This window comes from Corynebacterium sp. HMSC068G04 (assembly GCF_001814885.1).
Lineage (GTDB): Bacteria > Actinomycetota > Actinomycetes > Mycobacteriales > Mycobacteriaceae > Corynebacterium > Corynebacterium hiratae.
The window spans coordinates 81,662-99,335 of record NZ_KV818319.1; the positions used below are offsets into that span (position 1 = coordinate 81,662).

General features: G+C 63.3%; 16 protein-coding genes and 4 tRNA genes. 14 read left to right on the plus strand and 6 right to left on the minus strand.

All coding sequences use genetic code 11. The annotated features are described in order from the left end of the window. Positions 1–2: 2 nt before the first annotated feature. The 4 genes from HMPREF2993_RS13600 to dcuC all read right to left on the minus strand — a co-directional run bounded on the left by HMPREF2993_RS13600 (position 3) and on the right by dcuC (position 3,674). Positions 3–164: a hypothetical protein gene (locus HMPREF2993_RS13600; protein WP_010189743.1), complete on the minus strand. Its 162-nt coding sequence runs from the start codon at positions 162–164 to the stop codon at positions 3–5. A gap of 26 nt (positions 165–190) precedes the next feature. Then, positions 191–1,171 (minus strand): 1,4-dihydroxy-2-naphthoyl-CoA synthase, encoded by a 981-nt coding sequence (locus HMPREF2993_RS05715; protein WP_049154843.1) that lies wholly within the window; start codon positions 1,169–1,171, stop codon positions 191–193. Between the two features lie 366 nt (positions 1,172–1,537). Further along, positions 1,538–1,999 carry a DIP1984 family protein gene (locus HMPREF2993_RS05720; RefSeq protein WP_049154842.1) on the minus strand — a complete coding sequence of 154 codons (462 nt, stop codon included), beginning with the start codon at positions 1,997–1,999 and terminating at the stop codon, positions 1,538–1,540. A gap of 265 nt (positions 2,000–2,264) precedes the next feature. Next, on the minus strand, positions 2,265–3,674 hold the full coding sequence (dcuC, locus tag HMPREF2993_RS05725; protein ID WP_070701475.1) for a C4-dicarboxylate transporter DcuC: 1,410 nt from the start codon (positions 3,672–3,674) through the stop codon (positions 2,265–2,267). A gap of 98 nt (positions 3,675–3,772) precedes the next feature. Between dcuC and HMPREF2993_RS05730 the strand changes: the two genes are divergently transcribed. The 7 genes from HMPREF2993_RS05730 to HMPREF2993_RS05760 are packed head-to-tail and all read left to right on the plus strand — an operon-like array spanning position 3,773 to position 11,842. After that, positions 3,773–4,783 (plus strand): o-succinylbenzoate synthase, encoded by a 1,011-nt coding sequence (locus tag HMPREF2993_RS05730; protein ID WP_083318709.1) that lies wholly within the window; start codon positions 3,773–3,775, stop codon positions 4,781–4,783. A 48-nt stretch (positions 4,784–4,831) separates the two neighbouring features. Then, complete coding sequence (locus HMPREF2993_RS05735; RefSeq protein WP_070701480.1) at positions 4,832–7,183, plus strand: ATP-binding cassette domain-containing protein; 2,352 nt, start codon at positions 4,832–4,834, stop codon at positions 7,181–7,183. A gap of 10 nt (positions 7,184–7,193) precedes the next feature. Further along, positions 7,194–7,808 (plus strand): hypothetical protein, encoded by a 615-nt coding sequence (locus HMPREF2993_RS05740; protein WP_046647774.1) that lies wholly within the window; start codon positions 7,194–7,196, stop codon positions 7,806–7,808. Further along, complete coding sequence (menD, locus tag HMPREF2993_RS05745; protein WP_070701481.1) at positions 7,801–9,489, plus strand: 2-succinyl-5-enolpyruvyl-6-hydroxy-3-cyclohexene-1-carboxylic-acid synthase; 1,689 nt, start codon at positions 7,801–7,803, stop codon at positions 9,487–9,489. The genes HMPREF2993_RS05740 and menD overlap by 8 nt, the downstream gene beginning before the upstream one ends. Then, positions 9,490–9,933 (plus strand): DUF3592 domain-containing protein, encoded by a 444-nt coding sequence (locus HMPREF2993_RS05750; RefSeq protein WP_049154838.1) that lies wholly within the window; start codon positions 9,490–9,492, stop codon positions 9,931–9,933. Between the two features lie 8 nt (positions 9,934–9,941). Continuing rightward, positions 9,942–11,141, plus strand: a complete 1,200-nt coding sequence (locus HMPREF2993_RS05755) for a glycosyltransferase family 4 protein (protein WP_046647903.1) — start codon at positions 9,942–9,944, stop codon at positions 11,139–11,141. Between the two features lie 11 nt (positions 11,142–11,152). Further along, positions 11,153–11,842 (plus strand): demethylmenaquinone methyltransferase, encoded by a 690-nt coding sequence (locus HMPREF2993_RS05760; RefSeq protein ID WP_046647771.1) that lies wholly within the window; start codon positions 11,153–11,155, stop codon positions 11,840–11,842. 20 nt (positions 11,843–11,862) lie between these two features. On the opposite strand, the gene HMPREF2993_RS05765 is transcribed toward HMPREF2993_RS05760, so the two are convergent. Next, on the minus strand, positions 11,863–13,101 hold the full coding sequence (locus tag HMPREF2993_RS05765) for a geranylgeranyl reductase family protein (RefSeq protein WP_049154837.1): 1,239 nt from the start codon (positions 13,099–13,101) through the stop codon (positions 11,863–11,865). Positions 13,102–13,194: 93 nt separating this feature from the next. On the opposite strand from HMPREF2993_RS05765, the gene HMPREF2993_RS05770 reads away from it, so the two are divergent. Both HMPREF2993_RS05770 and HMPREF2993_RS05775 read left to right on the plus strand, forming a co-directional pair. Next, positions 13,195–14,199 carry a polyprenyl synthetase family protein gene (locus HMPREF2993_RS05770; protein WP_046647769.1) on the plus strand — a complete coding sequence of 335 codons (1,005 nt, stop codon included), beginning with the start codon at positions 13,195–13,197 and terminating at the stop codon, positions 14,197–14,199. Positions 14,200–14,275: 76 nt separating this feature from the next. Further along, positions 14,276–14,357, plus strand: a tRNA-Tyr gene (locus HMPREF2993_RS05775). 50 nt (positions 14,358–14,407) lie between these two features. On the opposite strand, the gene HMPREF2993_RS05780 is transcribed toward HMPREF2993_RS05775, so the two are convergent. Further along, positions 14,408–15,511, minus strand: a complete 1,104-nt coding sequence (locus HMPREF2993_RS05780) for a glutathione S-transferase C-terminal domain-containing protein (RefSeq protein WP_070516465.1) — start codon at positions 15,509–15,511, stop codon at positions 14,408–14,410. Between the two features lie 244 nt (positions 15,512–15,755). Here HMPREF2993_RS05780 and HMPREF2993_RS05785 point away from each other — a divergent pair. The 5 genes from HMPREF2993_RS05785 to nusG all read left to right on the plus strand — a co-directional run bounded on the left by HMPREF2993_RS05785 (position 15,756) and on the right by nusG (position 17,545). Next, positions 15,756–15,831, plus strand: a tRNA-Thr gene (locus HMPREF2993_RS05785). 34 nt (positions 15,832–15,865) lie between these two features. Beyond that, positions 15,866–15,937 (plus strand) — tRNA-Met (locus HMPREF2993_RS05790). 127 nt (positions 15,938–16,064) lie between these two features. Next, positions 16,065–16,140: transfer RNA gene (locus HMPREF2993_RS05795), tRNA-Trp, on the plus strand. 25 nt (positions 16,141–16,165) lie between these two features. Then, positions 16,166–16,492 carry a preprotein translocase subunit SecE gene (gene secE / locus HMPREF2993_RS05800; RefSeq protein WP_046647902.1) on the plus strand — a complete coding sequence of 109 codons (327 nt, stop codon included), beginning with the start codon at positions 16,166–16,168 and terminating at the stop codon, positions 16,490–16,492. 138 nt (positions 16,493–16,630) lie between these two features. Next, positions 16,631–17,545, plus strand: a complete 915-nt coding sequence (gene nusG / locus HMPREF2993_RS05805; protein ID WP_049154835.1) for a transcription termination/antitermination protein NusG — start codon at positions 16,631–16,633, stop codon at positions 17,543–17,545. Positions 17,546–17,674 lie beyond the last annotated feature (129 nt).

Consider the following 17,674-nt stretch of genomic DNA (forward strand, 5'->3'; position numbering starts at 1 on the left):
GGTTACCGCCCGCGGTGTTCGTAAGGGTTGATGAGCTCATCCTCCTGATCGAAGGGGCGCTCACCGTCCCTCTGAGCCTGCTGGATGCGGCGCAACATCCACACTCGAGACGCAATGACGGCAATGAGCGCGATGGCAGCGAGGGCAATGGCGAAATACAGCACTGTGGATTCTCCTCGAGGAATGACGATTAGTAGTAGTACGGGAAGTCATCCCAGTTGGGCTCGCGTTTTTCCAAGAAGGATTCCTTGCCCTCGACGGCTTCGTCGGTCATGTAGGCCAAGCGGGTGGCTTCTCCAGCGAAGACCTGCTGGCCCATGAGGCCATCATCGGTGAGGTTGAAGGCGAACTTGAGCATGCGCTGGGCGGTGGGGGACTTCATGTTGATTTCGCGCCCCATCTTGATGGCGGCGTCCTCCAGATCGGCGTGGTCAACCACCTCGTTGACCGCACCCATCTCGTACATGCGCTGTGCATCGTAGGTGCGGCCTAAGAAGAAGATCTCGCGGGCGTACTTTTGGCCCACCATCTTGGCCAGGTAAGCCGAGCCATAGCCGGCGTCGAAGGAACCGACGTCGGCGTCGGTCTGCTTGAAGCGGGCCTCCTGGCGGGATGCAATGGTCATATCGCACACCACGTGCAGGGAATGCCCGCCGCCGGCGGCCCAGCCGTTAACCACGGCGATGACCACCTTGGGCATGGTGCGGATGAGGCGCTGGACCTCCAAGATGTGCAGGCGGCCGCCCTCGACTTTCTCGCGGGCAGTGTCCACGGTGGATTCGTCGGCAGTTGCGTCATCATGCGCGTGCTCCGTGGCATAGCGGTAGCCGGAGCGGCCGCGGATGCGCTGGTCACCGCCGGAGCAAAACGCCCAGCCGCCGTCCTTCTGGGAAGGCCCGTTGCCGGTGAGAAGTATTGTTCCTACATCCGGAGTGCGGCGCGCGTGGTCCAGCGCGCGGTAAAGCTCATCTACCGTGTGCGGGCGAAACGCATTGCGCACCTCGGGGCGGTCGAAGGCGATGCGGACGATGCCGTCCTTGCGCTGGGGCTTTGGACCGTCACTGATGAGTCGGTGATAGGTGATATCCGTGAGATCCTCAAAGCCCTCGACGGGCTGCCAGAGCTCCGGCTTGAAAGGATTATCGGTGCTGTAGTTCTTCTGCTCGCTCATGGCACACCAGCTTAATTGGAAAGCGGTGCGCCGGAAGTATAGTCCCCATTCCCAACCCTCACCCACACTCTCGCCCAGCGCGGCGGTGATAAACAATAAACAATACTGCGGGATTATCCCCGTCAATGTGCACGTGTACTCCGTACCAGCGCGGTACACCATACAGTGGGACGGAATCGAACCTCCCTGCCTTCTTGCGCTACGAAGGCGCCTGAGAAGCACTGGACTTTTCCCTGCCCAGAAGGGGTGCGCTCGCTGCGAAAAGTGTGGGCTACCGTCGCGCGCGTGGCGCGCGACATGACGTGCCGCAAAAATGCGACACAAAGCGAAAGCGCCGCAAGAATGCGGCACAACTAGCGGCAGACCTTATTTAGTTATCAGTTCCGTATTCCAGTTCAGCTGCTGGATGCGGGTATCCAGTTCGCGGTACTGGCGGGCCAGATCATCGGCGCGCTCGCGCAACTTCGGCACGGGCACGGTGGCCACGAACTTGATCTCCGAGCGGGAGTAGCGGTCCTGGCGCGCACCCGCGCGCTCGGCCAATCCCTGGTAGATGCGGCGCTTGCGCAGCAGACCATCACGCAGCGCCAGCGCTTCCATGAGCGTGATCTCATCGTCGAACGCGGTGGCCGTGTTCGTGGCGTTGATGGCGATGACGAGCTCGTCGATGCGCTTGGTCACGCCCTCGAGTTCGCGGAGGAGATCCGTGGGGTTCTCATCCGGTTCGTCGCCTTCCTGTATGCGGACCGTCGCCGCGAGGCGGTCACTCAGCGAGTTGAGGCGCTCCTGCGCCTGGGCGCGCTCGGCCAAGGCTTCAGCAAGTAGCATGGTTCCTCCTTTAACCCTTAATGGGATTGATTGTCTGTGCAATTGTACGGCAGGCAGGAGGCTTCGCATTGGCGGCGTGACACTTCTAACAAATAGTGGCCGAAAACTTCGATGATCTGGGGCCTTATTTGATCGTTGTGTACGTTGCGCACGGTTGGTTGGTACGTTTTCGTAAATATGCCCGCAGTTTTTCGGATTTGGGGGACCTTATTTACCAAAACGTACCGCAGGCTCCGTGATTAACGTTGAGCCCGCGCGGAAACCGCTACCCAATAAACATGAACGCAAACAGCGTGTTGAGCACCGTCGCCACGATCATGGGCACGGAGGTGCGCTTGACCAGTTGGATGGGGTTGACCTTGATAGCGCCGGAGACAATGAGCACCGCGGCGTTGACCGGGGAGACCTGGCGCATCAGGTTGGAGGTACCCCAGATGGCGGTGAGCATCTGCGGGGCGTGGATGGAGGTCTGCGAAGCCAGGTTGGGCACCACCTCAGAGAAGGCGAAGTAGGGCGCGGTACCGGAACCGGTGAGTGCTGCCATCGCGGCGGTGGCAGCGACGAAGACAAGGACGATGAGGACGGCGGCGCCGGAGGAGCCCTCGGCGGCGTCGATGAGCATGTCGATGACACCCATCTGCGTAATACCCTCCACCAGGACAGCAGCAGCCACCAGCAGGGCCACGACGCCCGCAGCACCTTCGCCCATGCCTTTGAAGAAGCTGGAGATGGAATCCACAGCACTGGTGACGGTGCGCTTGCGGATGGACTCGATGATCATCGCGATGAACAGGGAGACCACGGTCACCGGGAGGATGCCGCCCTCAAAGGGGATGACACCCAAACGGTTAAGAATGGCGGAGATAATGATGAGCAGTAGCGGCATTAGCGGAAGCACGGCGTAGTAACCCGGCAGGGAGGCTGCGCGGGCGATGGCTTCCTCGGTAGCGTCATCGTGCATCGAATCGGCGCTGACCTCACCGGAGCTTTCGGCCTTGCGGGCATCCGCCTTATCGCAGTGGCGTTGCCACCACATGTGTACGAAGGCCGTGATGAGGAGCGTGGGCACCGTGGCGTAGGCGACGGCGCCGTAGACGAACTCGGTTGGCGTCATGTTGGTGAGATCGGCGCCCTGAATGAGGCCGGCCTCAAGCGGCGTGGGCACGATGGTGGAGGAGGTCACCACGATGGCGCCCACGGTCAGGGGTGTCAGGCCCGCGGCGATGAGTGCCGGCAGGAGCGTGGCCACGAGCAATAGGGATAGCGCTGCAGCCGAGGGGATCACCAGCGAGAGCAGCGTGCCCAAGATGAAGCCCACTGGAACCAGCCAGTAGGAGCCTTTGAAGCGCTTGAGCGGTGAGGAGAGCACCACGACCGTCTTGGCATCAGCACCAATGTGCCGCATATAGGACACGAAGCCGAAGAGCACCATAATCGCCATGCCGATGCCGGAGAAGCGTGCTTTGAATAGCGCATCCACGACGAGCAGCTGGTCATAGAAGGCATTGCCCGTGGCTTCGATTTCGGTGGTGCGGAAGTCCGCGCGCCCGGTGAGAGCGGCGAGCATGAGCAGGATTACGCCAACGGCGAAGATGGAGGCCGCGGCGTGGACTTTCTTATAGATGAGATAGACAACTGCGGCGATGGCCAGCAGTGCGATGAGAAGGTAAAGCATCTGAGGATCCTTCTTCTGGTTATATCCACTTACCGTTATAACCTAACACCGGCTATGACAGGTGTCGCGCTGAGCCCCCCACACGTACGATGAACCTCATGCATATTGATGACGTCCTCGACCGCGCCCACGTGGTATCCCTTCCACTCGCCGTGAAATTCCGCGGCATTACTACCCGGGAGGCGCTGCTTATCGACGGCCCCGCGGGTTGGGGCGAGTTCGCCCCCTTCCTGGAGTACGGGGCGGAGGAATCCGCCCGCTGGCTCGCCGCCGGACTGGAGGCGGCTTACGAGGGCTTTCCGACACCCGTGCGCGAGTGGGTAGAAGTCAACGGCACTATCCCCGCGGTCCCCGCCGAGCAGGTGCCCGAGGTCATGGCGCGCTACCCCGGTTGCCGCACCTTCAAGATCAAGGTGGCGGAGAAAGGGCAGAGCTTGGAGGATGACATCACCCGCGTGGCTGCCGTCCGCGCCCATATCGAAGCTCAGGGCCGCGTGCCGGTCTTGCGCGTCGACGCCAACTGCGGCTGGAGCGTCGAAGAAGCCGTTGTTGCGGCAAAGGAGATGATGCCGCTGGATTACATGGAGCAGCCGTGCAAGACCGTTGAGGAACTCAAGGAGGTGCGCACCCAGCTCATGCGCGCCGGGATTTTCGTGCGCGTGGCGGCCGATGAATCCATCCGTAAGGCCAGTGACCCTTACCGGGTGGCGGAGTTGCAGGCAGCGGACGTCGCCGTGGTCAAGCCCGCGCCACTGGGCGGTGTGCGCAAAGTACTCGAGGTAGCCTCCCACCTGCGCGAGCGCCACATGGACATCACGGTGGCCTCCGCCCTGGATACCTCGGTGGGAATCTCCATGGGGCTTGCCGCCGTGGCCGCCTTGCCGCAGATCTATGACGACGAAGACATCGACGTCACCCCGGCCGCCGCGGGCCTGGCCACCGGCTCGCTGTTCCTTGAGGATGTGACAGCACCACGCGAGCTTGTCGACGGTCACCTGCGCGCCGAAGCCCTTGCCCCCGACCCGGATCGCCTCAGCGCGCTCGCCGCGCCGGGCGAGCGCCGCGACTGGTGGTTTGAGCGCGTGCGCGAATGTTGGCCGCACCTTTAAAATCACAGCTCACGGTCCATGTCCGGAGGTCAGCGTAGGCTGGCGGGCATGACGATTTCCGTGAGAGATGCGCACCTGCACAACCTTCGCAACGTGGATGTGGACCTGCCGCGCGGCCAGCTCGTGGCCGTGACGGGGGTGTCCGGCTCCGGCAAGTCTTCGCTGGCCTTTGGCACTATTCATGGCGAAGGCCAGCGCCGCTACCTGGAATCTGTCGCGCCCTTTGCTCGACGCCTCATCGCTTCAGCGGTGGACCCGCAGGTCGGCCGCATCGAGGGGTTGCCGCCGACGGTGGCGTTGCAACAGTCGGCGTCGGCAAGCAGCGCGCGCTCCACCGTGGGCACGATCTCCGCCATGTCTAATTCCGTGCGCCTGCTTTACTCGCGCTGTGGTGACAACCCGGAGGGCCTGTACTCCGATTCCTTTTCCCCGAATACCCCGGAGGGCATGTGCCCGGAGTGCCAGGGCACCGGCGTGGTGCATGAGCCCACGGAGGCCTCCATGGTGCCGGACCCCCGCTTGAGCATCGAGGAGGGGGCCATTGCCGCCTGGCCGGGGGCCTGGGCGGGCAAGAACTTCCACGACATCCTCCAGGAGCTGGGCTATGACCTGGACTCGCCGTGGGAGCAGCTGCCGAAGAAGGACCGCGAGTGGATCCTCTTCACCGAGGAACGCCCGGTGGTGACCGTCAAGCCGCGCCGCGGGGCGGATCAGATCCAGCGCAATTACGAGGGCACGTGGCGCTCCGTGGCCAGCTACCTGACCAAGACCTATGCGGAGACGAAGTCGGATACGCTGCGTGCCCGCGTCTTGAGTTTCATGGAAACCCGCCAGTGCGATACCTGTCAGGGGCGCCGGCTGACGGCGAAGGCGCTCAAGGTCACCTACGCCGGGCTGCCGATCGACGAATTCAATGCCCTCCCGCTCAGCGAGGCCTACGAGCTCCTCAAATCCCAAAAGCCGCAACCGAATGACGCTGAAGACCTGCTCCTTAAGGCCCTCCTTCCGGCCTTTGAATCCGCACTGGAACTCGGCCTTGGGCACCTCAGCCTGGATAGGCCGACGGAAACGCTCTCGGGTGGTGAGGTGCAGCGCCTGCGCCTGGCCGCGCAGCTGCGCTCCGGGCTGTATGGCGTGACCTATGTCCTGGATGAGCCCTCTGCGGGCCTGCATCCGGTGGAACGGGGTGCGGTGCTCGACATGTGCCGTCGCTTCATCGCGGAGGGCAATTCGGTGCTGCTGGTGGAGCACGATATGGAGCTGGTCAAGCACGCCGATTGGATCGTGGACGTCGGCCCGCTCGCCGGTGAGCGCGGCGGCCAGGTGGTGTACTCGGGTCCTGTTGCTGACTACATTGCGGCCGCGGACTCCGCCGATACCCCGACTGCGCGTGCCTTGGCCCGCCCGCGCCCCACGCCCAAGGCCGAAGCGCGCTCGGCTCACGGGGATATCGCGCTGCGCCAGGTGCACTCGCACACCATCGACGGCCTCGACGTGGACTTTGGGCTTGGCCAGTTCACGGCTATTACTGGGCTCTCGGGTTCCGGTAAATCCACACTGTTGGCCGCACTCCATGACACGCTCACGGGGCCGGAGTGCCCGGAGCAGGTCAAGCGCGTGGTCTCCATTACCCAAAAGCCGATCGGCCGAACCCCGCGCTCCACGGTGGCGACGTACACCAACCTCTTCGACAATGTCCGCAAGCTCTTCGCCGCCACGCCGGAGGCCAAGAAGAAGAAATGGACGGTCTCGCGCTTTTCTTACAACGTCAAGCAAGGCCAGTGCCATACCTGCGGCGGCGCCGGCCAGATCGAGGTCGAACTGGTCTTCCTGCCCGGCTCCTATACCCAGTGCCCAGACTGCCAGGGACAGCGTTATAACGATGACACCTTGTCCATCCGCTGGCAGGGCCGGACCATCGCGGACATCCTGGACCTCACGGTGGAAGAAGCCCTAGAGGTCTTTGCAGATGAAGCGCCGATCCTCCACGCGCTGCAAACCCTGGAAGCGGTAGGTCTGGGTTACCTGCGCCTAGGCCAGGGTGCACCGGAGCTCTCCGGCGGTGAGGCACAGCGCATCAAGCTCGCCACGGAGCTTCAGCGCTCCCGCAATTCGCACCGGGGCCATACCGTCTACCTGCTGGATGAGCCCACTGTGGGCCTGCACCCGGCCGATATTGACCTGCTCATTACTGAGCTGCACTCGCTGGTGGATGCCTCGCATAGCGTCGTGGTGGCAGACCACGACCGCCACCTCATCGCTGGCGCTGACCGCGTCATCGAGATGGGCCCGGGCTCAGGCGCGGAGGGCGGACAGGTCGTGGCGGATGGCACACCGGCTCAGGTCGCGGCGGGTGAGACGCCCACCGGCCGGGGGCTAAGTGGCGCGGGTGCACGATAAGGTAAATCCCATGACCAACAACAACGGCGACAACGAGACGCGGCAGTTCGGCCGCGTCAACGGTGAGAACGAAACCCGCCAGTTCGGCGCGCCCCAGCAGCAGCCGCCACAGCGTCCCCAACAGCACTTCCCGGAGCCCGGTTCCCAGAACACGCAGGCTTTCGGCCAGTCCTATCAGCAGGGCTATGACCAGAACTATCAGCAGCCGCAGTATGACCCGGTTCCGTCGAGCTACCAGGTGGAGGAGCCGAAGAAGGGCGGGGGAGCCCTGTCCTATGTCTTCGCGGCCATCGCCGCTATCGCCGTCGTTTTCGCCGGCGTGCTGTTCTTCCTCTGGCGCGGTGCGGCCGCAGATGCCAACAAACCCGCCCCGGAACCGGTCACCGAGACCGTGACCACCGAAGTCCCCACTACGGTGACCACCACGAAGGAATCTCCGTGGGATCGCCTCCCCACTGAGATTCCTACTGAGCTGCCGCCGGAGGTCCCGACGGAGCTGCCCCCGAGCATCCAAGATCAGCTGGATCAAGGCGGATCTGACCTAGAGAGCTTGCTCAACGATCTCTTCGGTGAATTAGAGTCGGGCAACGGTGAGCCCGGTGCGGGCGGTGCAGAGAATGCCTAGTACGCCTAATACACAGCCCGTGGAGTCCTCGCAGCCGGAGTCGATGCAGCTGGCTGAAACACTCGCTGCTCAGCTCTCGCGGCACCTCACTGACGTCGTCCTCTGCCCCGGCTCGCGCAACGCGCCGCTGTCTCTGGCGCTTCTCGCGCGCAGCGATATTCGCGTGCATACCCGCCTGGATGAGCGCTCCGCCGCCTTCGCTGCCCTCGGCCTCGCCCGCGTCCAACGCCGGCACGTCGGCATCGTCATGACCTCCGGCACCGCGGTGGCCAACGCTTTGCCCGCGATGGTGGAGGCGCATTACTCGCATACCCCGCTGGCCGTCATCAGCGCGGACCGCCCCGCCCGCTTGGTGGGCACGGGGGCCTCCCAGACTATTGAGCAGCCCGGCATCTTCGGTGTGTATGCGGAGACTACCCAGGTGGAGACCACGGGTGATATCCCGCGCGTCGCCGAGCGCTTCCTGAATGATCGCCAGGTGCACATCAACGTGGCCCTCGATGCCCCGCTGGTAGGGGAGGAGCTGCCCGGTACCCCGACGGATCGTACGCAGCACCGCGCTCGTACCCCGCGCTGGTCCAACCACGGCGAGGTGGCCGTCGATCTCAGCCGCAACACCCTTGTCATCGCGGGCGACGAAGCCTGGGAAGTAGATGGGCTGGAGGACGTCCCCACCATCGCCGAGCCCACGGCACCCGCGCCCTATCACCCGGTGCACCCGGCTGCGGCCCACCTCTTCCGCCGCGCTCAGGTGTCCGCCAATGACTACGTGGTCAACACCAAGGTGGACCAGGTCATCGTCGTGGGCCACCCCACCCTGCACCGCGGAGTTCTGGCACTGCTCAGTGATCCCGATATCGACCTCATCTGCCTGTCCCGCACGGAGGACTTCACCAACCCGCGCGGTGAGTCCGCGCAGTTGGGAACCACCGTCAAAATCAGCGGCGCGCCCACCCGCGAGTGGATGAAAATCTGCGAAGGCGCGGCCCAGATGGCGGCCGACGGTGTTCGTGAGGTCTTGGCGGAGACCACCGGTGAGGACGCCACCAAGCCCGAGATCGGCTTTACCGGCCTCCACGTCGCCGCCGCGGTGGGGGACACCCTCGCCGTCGGCGACACCCTCGTCCTGGGCGCCTCCAATGCGGTGCGGGATGCTTCCTTTATCGGCCTGCCCTTCGACGGGGTCGAGACCTACTCGCCGCGCGGGGCTGCCGGCATCGACGGCACCGTCGCGCAGGCCATCGGTATTGCGCTGGCCGCTCAGTCCCGCGAGGCCGACGCACCCCGCGCCCCGCGCACCGTGGCGCTCATGGGGGATGTCACCTTCCTGCACGACGCCACCTCCCTCATCCTCCCCGAGGACAATCCGCGCCCGGAGAACCTCACCGTCGTCGTTTCAAACGACGACGGCGGCGGCATCTTCGAGGTGCTCGAGCAAGGCCGCGAGCCCCTGCGCCCCTCCTTCGAGAAGGCGTTTGGAACGCCGCATGGGGTGGGCGTCGCCAAGCTGGCGGAGGCTTGCGGCGCTGAGCACCGAGAGGTGAGCTCGGCGCAGGAGCTTCTCGATGTTCTCGCAGAGCTCAAGGAATACTCCACCGGCGTCACCGTCGTGGAGGCGCATACCACCCGGTCCTCGCGCCGCGCGCTGCAGGAGGCGCTGAACGCCAAGGTAGGCCAGTAAATGCCGCGGCGCCGGGTACGCCAGCTGATCCTGGTGCTGTATGCCGCGGCATTAGTGGGCATGGCGGGAATGGTCATCGGCCCTTTCTTGAACGACCGCACCATCAACGCCAACCCCGGGCGCGCCCTGGCCACGGTGACGGATGTCGGCACCTTGCGCACCTTCGTGGATTTCCAGGATGCCGAAGGTATCTACCACACCCCACCCACCGGGCTGCTTTATCCCACCGGGCTAGGGGAAGGCCAGCAGGTCTGGGTGCTCTACGCCAAAAGCAACCCGGACTTGGTCAAGGTAGAAGGCCGCGAATGGACCCTGTCCATCATTCCGGCGCTGTCTTCGGCAGCCGTCGCTACCCTGTTAGCGGGTGCCTTGTGGTGGGCAAGCGGGAAAATTAACCGGAATTTAGCACGTGCTTTACCAACCGAGCACTCAGGAAAGGAATGATGGGGCGCATGCGTGTTGCCATCGTCGCGGAATCCTTCTTGCCTAACGTCAATGGAGTGACCAACTCCGTGCTGCGTGTCCTCGAGCACCTCCACGAGCACGGCCACGAGGCCATCGTCATCGCCCCCGGCGCTCGGGATGGACAGGAGGAGATCCCTGATTACCTCGGGTTCACCATCGTGCGCGTGCCCACCGTGCGCGTGCCGTTAGTGGATTCGCTCCCAGTCGGCGTTCCCACCTCCGCTGTGGATGAGGCGCTACGAGAATTCAAGCCGGACATCATCCACCTGGCCAGTCCCTTCGTGCTGGGCGCTGCGGGGGCCTTTTCCGCCCGCCAACAACGTATTCCGGCCGTGGCGTTGTACCAGACTGATGTGGCAGGCTTTGCCACCAAGTACCACGCCTCCGCGCTGGCCTATGGGGTGTGGGAGTGGCTGCGCACCATCCACAATGCGTGCCAAATGACTCTCGCGCCCTCCTCACTGACCATCGCCGACTTGGAGAAGCACCACATCAAGAACGTGCGTCACTGGGGCCGCGGCGTGGATTCGGAGCGCTTCCACCCCTCGAAGCGCTCGGAGGCGCTGCGCCGCGAGTGGGATCCCACAGGAAGCAAGAAGATCGTCGGCTTCGTGGGCCGGTTGGCCGCGGAAAAAGGCGTGCACCGCCTTTCCGCGCTCAATGATCGTGAGGATATCCAGCTCGTGATTGTGGGTGATGGCCCAGAGCGCCCGCTGCTGGAGGCGCAGCTGCCGGAGGCGGTCTTTACCGGGGCGCTGGGTGGCGAGGAGCTCGCAGCCGCATATGCAAGCCTCGACATTTTCGTGCACGCCGGCGAGTTCGAGACCTTCTGCCAGGCTATCCAGGAGGCTCAGGCCTCGGGCGTGCCCACCATCGGCCCCCGCGCGGGCGGCCCGGTGGACCTCATCGAGGAGGGCTATAACGGGCTGCTTCTCGACGTTTCAACGTTCGTCGAGGACCTCCCCAATGCGGTGGACGCGCTGCTCAACCCGGAGATTCACCAGGAGTTGCGGGAGAACGCCCGGAAGTCGATTGCCTCCAAGACCTGGCCGGCGTTGTGCGAGCAGCTGCTGGGCTACTACGACGAGGTTTTGGAGAATGTCCGTGAGGTCCCGCTGACCATTTTGGGCCAGCGTCCGGAGCTGCCGCGTTGGGCCGCCCGCGCTCTGGGAGCGCGCGTCGCCTAAACTAGGCGCTTGTGTCTAAGGCAGATCTGGAGAAGAAGCCCTTCGATGTCGCGCGCATGTTTGACGCGGTGGGCAAGAAATACGACATCACCAACACGGTGCTGTCCTTTGGTCAGGATGCACGCTGGCGCCGGCTGACCCGCGAGCGGCTCAACCTGAAGCCGGGGGAGAAGGTCCTCGACTTGGCTGCCGGAACGGCCGTCTCGACGGAAGAGCTGTCCAAGTCCGGCGCGTGGTGCGTGGCCTGTGACTTTTCCCTCGGCATGCTTGCAGCTGGCGCGGAGCGCGATGTACCCAAGGTGGCCGGCGATGGAATGCGCCTACCCTTTGCGGATAACACTTTTGACGCGGTGACCATTTCCTATGGCTTGCGCAATATCCACGACTTCGAGCTGGGCCTGCGGGAGATGGCGCGCGTGACCAAACCCGGCGGGCGCCTGGCAGTAGCGGAATTTTCCAAGCCGGTCATCCCGGTCTTCGGCACCGTCTACAAGGAATACCTGACCCGCTTGCTGCCGCCGATTGCCAAGGTGGTCTCCTCCAACCCGGAGGCCTATATCTACCTCGCAGAGTCCATCCGTGCGTGGCCGGAGCAGCACGAACTGGCCGCTGCCATTAACCGCAACGGCTGGGAACAAGCAGGCTGGCGCAACCTGACCTTCGGCATCGTGGCGCTGCACTCCGCAGTGAAGCCCGCCTAGGGGCCCTAAGGCCAAAGGGCTCAGGACCAAAGGGGAGTATCGCGGCGCAACGCGGAGACCGCCCCGCCGGCCAGCCGCCAGGCGCGGGCAAGCAGATCCTTGTCCTCGTCGGTGATGAGGTTGCCCATGAGGCGCGCTGCGGCCGGCATGAGCATGCGGCCCACCGGCCCACGCATGGCCACAGGTCCGGCCAGCGGCAGGAATTGTGGGTAGGTCAGCAGGCGCGCGGCGGTGCGGGCAAGTAGGAAGGCCTCGCCATACTCGGCGCGTAGCCGGTCTGGCCACGCCAAGGTGAGGTCCTTGGTGCCGAGCATCTCCACGGCGAGCGCCGCCGTTTCCAAGCCATAGTCGATGCCCTCGCCGTTGAGCGGGTTGACGCAGGCGGCGGCGTCACCGATGAGCATCCAGTTCGCGCCGGCAACTCCAGACACCGCACCACCCATGGGCAGCATCGCCGAGGTGACGTTGCGCAGCTCGCCCAGACCCCATTCCGAACGCTGCTGCTCAGCGTAGAAATCCAGCGCCTTCTTCGTGTTGAGGCGGGCCGGGCGGGCGGCCGTAGAGAGCGCGCCCAAGCCGATATTGACCCCCTGGCCCAGCGGAAAGATCCAGCCATAGCCCGGCTGCACCACGCCCTCGGGGTCCTTGAGCTCAACGTGGGAGTGCATCCATTCCTCGCCGTCCTGCGGTGAATCGGCATAAGCGCGTGCAGCAATGCCATAGACCTCCTCGCGGTGCCAGGTGCGGCCCAACTGCTTGCCAAATGTCGAGCGCACGCCGTCGGCCACGATGACCCACCGGGCGCGCACGCGGCGCTTGCCGACGGAGAACTCGACCAGCCGGTTGCCGTCCAGCTCCGGCTGCGTTGCCGTGCCGGTTATAAGCTGCGCGCCGACGTCTCGGGCGGCGTCAACCAGCAGCGCGTCGAATTCATAGCGCGGCAGCGCCGTGCCTTCGTGCGAGGGGTAGGCCTCAGGCCACGGAGCGGTCACGGTGCCGCCGAAGCCGTGTAGCTTGAGCCCGCGGTTGCGGTAGGACGCGTTGACCTCGATGCCGAGGAGCTCCAACTGGTGCATGGCGCGCGGGGTCAGTCCATCGCCGCAGGTCTTGTCGCGGGGGAAGGGGGAGGCGTCGACAAGCAGCGTCTCATGGCCGGCGCGTGCGGCGTGGATAGCGGCGGCAGCGCCGGCGGGCCCGGCACCTACGATGGCGACGTCAACAAGGGTGGAATCGATCTGCTCCGACATGGGGACTATCATTGCACGGGATAGTGGCCACAAGTGTGTTGAGGGCCGTGCCATGGGCTACGGTAAGTAAACACTAGGATTTTTGAGCTTAAAGGAACACGTTTAATGTCACACGGCCAAACTCACGCCAAGCACGTGGACTTGGGGGATGCGCAGCTCACCGAGCGTATCAACGCCGGGATGGCTGCTGTAGAGGACCTGCTGAATACGGAGCTCGACCGCGGGCAGGACTTCATTAAAGACAAGGTGCGCCACCTCTCCCTGGCCGGGGGCAAGCGTTTCCGCCCGATGATGGCGTTGCTGGCTTCCGAGTTTGGTGAACGCTCGCAATCGCCCGAGGTGATTAAGGCGGCCACCGTGGTGGAAATGGTCCACGTGGCCACGCTCTACCACGACGATGTCATGGATGAGGCGGAGCGCCGCCGCGGCGTGGATTCCGCGAACTTTCGGTGGACCAACTCGGTGGCCATTCTGGCGGGCGATGCACTGCTCGCGCACGCCTCGCGACTGATGAGCCAGCTGGATACCCACACGGTGGAGCACTTCGCGGAGACTTTCGAGGAGCTCGTCACCGGCCAGATGCGGGAAACCATCGGTGCTGGCGAAGCCAATGCCGTGGAGCACTACACGGCGGTGATCCGGGAAAAGACCGCGGTGCTGATCGCGTCCGCCGGCTACCTGGGTGCCTACCACGCGGGTGCGGGCCCGGAGCAGTGCGAGGCCCTGCGCCAAATCGGTGCGGCCGTGGGCATGATCTTCCAGATCGTCGACGATGTCATCGACATCTTCTCCGACTCCGAGGAATCCGGGAAGACCCCGGGCACGGACTTGCGCGAGGGTGTGTTCACCCTGCCGGTGCTCTATGCCCTGGAGGAGGAAGGCGAGGTTGGCGATGAGCTGCGCGCGCTGCTGACGGGCCCGCTTGAGGACGACGCCTCCGTACAGCGCGCCATCGAGCTGCTGTGGCAGTCGGGCGGCCGCGATAAGGCGCTGGCCGACGTTAACGCGTACCTGCGCGTGGTCGAGGACCAGCTCTCCCTGCTCCCGGAGTGCACGGCTAGTGAGGCTCTGCGCCAGCTGGCGGACTATACCGTTCAGCGCGTTGGTTAAAATACCCTCCTGCCTGGCGATTTGCATGTTGGGCGGGAGTTCGTAGTAAAGTACATAACCGCACTCAAGAGTGCTTGCCAGGTTGCCCGAGCGGCCAAAGGGAGCGGACTGTAAATCCGCCGGCATTGCCTTCAGAAGTTCGAATCTTCTACCTGGCACAACATGAATCCCGCAGACGCAAAAATGTGTCTGCGGGATTTTCTTATCGCTATCGCTGGAAGTCCGCGGGGTTCTTCAACTGCTCGGCCTCAGGCAACGGCCCCGGCAGGGTGGTGCCTTCAGCGAATGGTGCACCCGGCAGATGATCGCGGCCGTGGGGCTGGGCCAACCCAGACAGATCCGGACCGGCCGGCACGATTTGGGTGGGATTAATCTCGCGGTGGACGATGTAGTAGTGCTGCTTGATCTCCGTGAAGTCGGTGGTATCGCCGAAGCCCGGGGTCTGGAAGAGTTCGCGCAGGTAGCCGTAGACATTCGGCATCTCGCTGATTTTGTTCCGGTTCGTCTTGAAGTGGCCGTGGTAGACGGCATCAAAGCGGATCAGGGTGGTGTATGCCCGGATATCGGTCTCCGTGATGTGCTCACCCATGATGAACCGGCGGTGGGCTAGCCGTTCTTCCAACCAATCGAGGACCTCAAAGACATCCGCATAGGCCTCTTCATAAGCCTCCTGGGATGCGGAGAATCCCGCGCGATACACGCCGTTGTTGAGTTTCCTGAAGATGAAGTCGTTAATTTCTTCCATCTCCTCCTGCTGCTCGGATGGCGGCAGCAGGTTGGGCGCGCCTTCTCGCTGGTACTCGGTCCACTCGGTTTGGAAGTCTCGCACCATGGAGTTGAAATCATTGGTCACGACTTTGCCGCTGGATTCCTCCACGATGGCTGGCACCGTGATGCCTCGCGGGTAGTCAGGGAAGCGTGCGAAATACGCATCCTGCAGGCGGGGGATGCGCAGGACTGGGTCGAGCCCGTCGGGGTCGAGATCAAAAGTCCAGGAGCGCTTGTCGTGGGTCGGGCCCGCCAAGCCTGAGGAGATGACATTTTCCAGTCCCAACAGGCGCCGCACGATGACGGCGCGGTGTGCCCACGGGCAAGCGCGCGCGGCGATGAGACGGTAGCGGTGGGGCTGCACCGGCCAGTCCAAAGTCTCGCCACTGCCACTCACGGAGGGCTGTGGATTGTCACCAGTGACTGAGGCGAGGATGCGGTCACCGATGTAGTTGGTGTCTCGCTTGAATTCGCCGTCCGTCGAGGCATTCTGGGCGTCGCCGGCCCAGTCCTTCGGTGTCTGTTTCTGGGTACCAGAGCTCATGTGTCCTCCCTAGAGCACATAAAGTATTTGATACATCAACAATAGCTGGATTTGGCGCGCCTGGAGTGGGGGTGGTCTACCGCGAGAGTGGTGCAAGGGTGATGCGTGTGAGTTTAGGTGCCTGAAAAGTGCGCAAAAACCCTTGTCGTACTGGCGATTTGTGTTGTTTAAGCGTTTCGGGTTAATCTTTTCAAGGCTTCAACGAGAGCACAGCGGAAGAAACTCCGTGACTCAAAGAGGCTGTGCCCCCTTAGCTCAGTCGGCAGAGCGTTTCCATGGTAAGGAAAAGGTCGACAGTTCGATTCTGTCAGGGGGCTCCATTCATGTTTCTGGAAGCTTTCAGAAAGTGAATATGGCGGTGTAGCTCAGTGGTAGAGCAAGCGACTCATAATCGCTGTGTCGCGAGTTCAATTCTCGCCATCGCTACCGGGAAAGAAAAGCGCCCGCATACGGGCGCTTTTTCACTACCGACTCCCAGCCTTATACGGCACGTGGTTTCCATGGGGAATCATCGTTCTGGTAGGGTTGTGCGTTGTCCCAAAAGGGCACGCAGAGGGGCGTGGCGCAATTGGTAGCGCAACGGTCTCCAAAACCGTAGGTTGCAGGTTCGAGTCCTGTCGCCCCTGCCACATCACTTCCAAGGAGGGAATCGCCGTGAGCGATGAAAAGCAGCCGAGCACCGGGGCTCCGCGCCCAACCGGCAAGCGTCAGCTCTCTGGCGCAGCGACCACCTCTACCGGCTCCTACACTGACAAGCGTGTTGTGCGCGTCGAGGACAAGAAGGAAGATTCCTTCGGCGGATCCGTCGGCTCCTTCCCGGGTGAGGTTGCCTCCGAGCTCAAGAAGGTTGTCTGGCCGACCGGCAAGGAAATGGTTCAGTACGTTCTGGTGACCTTCGCCTTCCTTATCGTCCTCACCGCTCTGGTGTGGGGCGTGGACGCGCTGACTGGCCTCGGAGTTGAAGCAATCCTCGCGCCTTAGTAAACTAATTACATACTTTCATCCCGCCGCCTTCCCGCTAGCTCGACTAGGGGAAACGGCGGGATACTTTTTGCCCAAGTCCGGCCGAGTACCCTGGTGGGGACGAGAAGAATAATTACCAATTTGGAGTAGCAGACAATGAGCGAAGAAAACACTGGCACTTCCCTTGAGCAGGCCATGATCGATAACGTCCAGGAACAGGCCGCGGAGGCGGTCGAGGCTACCGAGGAGGCCCAGCAGCCGCAGGAGGAGCTCTCCGCAGAGGAGAAGGAAGCCGCCGAGAAGGAAGCTGCTACCAAGGCCGCCGAAGCCGCCCTCGGTGGCGGCACGGACGAGGCTGAGGCTGAAGGCGAGGGCGCAGGGGAGGCGTCGGCAAGCGCTGACGCGGACGCCGCCGCAGCAGCCGACGCTGAGTACAAGTCCCGCCTGCGCGCCTTTACCCGCGAGCTGAAGAAGCAGCCTGGCCAGTGGTACATCATCCAGTGCTACTCCGGTTACGAGAACAAGGTAAAGACCAACCTCGATATGCGTGCACAGACCCTCGAGGTTGAGGACTCCATCTTTGAGGTCGTTGTGCCGGTCGAACAGGCCATTGAAAAGAAGGACGGCAAGAAGAAGGTAGTTAAGCGCAAGCTGCTGCCGGGCTACGTGCTGGTGCGCATGGAGCTTAATGACGCTGCCTGGTCCGTCGTTCGCGATACCCCGGGCGTGACCTCCTTCGTGGGCAACGAAGGTAACGCCACCCCGGTCAAGATCCGCGACGTGGCTAAGTTCCTCATGCCGAACGATCCGACGGTCTCTCCAGAAGCTTCCGCAGCAGATTCCGAAGGCGAGCAGGTCGTGGCTATGCCGGAGAAGGAGGCCGCCAAGGCCTACGCGCACGACTTCGAGGTGGGCGAGGCCGTCACCATCCTGTCTGGCCCGCTGGCTTCCGTCTCCGCCACCATCTCCGAGATTGACCCGGAGACCGGCAAGATGCAGGGCCTGGTGTCCATCTTCGGCCGCGAGACCCCGGTGGAGCTGTCCCCGACGGAGATCGAGCGCATCTCCTAAAAAGCGATTTTGAGCTGGGCGCACGGTGTTCTAAACTTGAACGCCGTGCGCTTTTGCGCATCTTGAAACGTTCATCCTCCGGTGGCCCACAATGCGTGAGCATCCGGACGGGGCGCTGTTATTCATCGT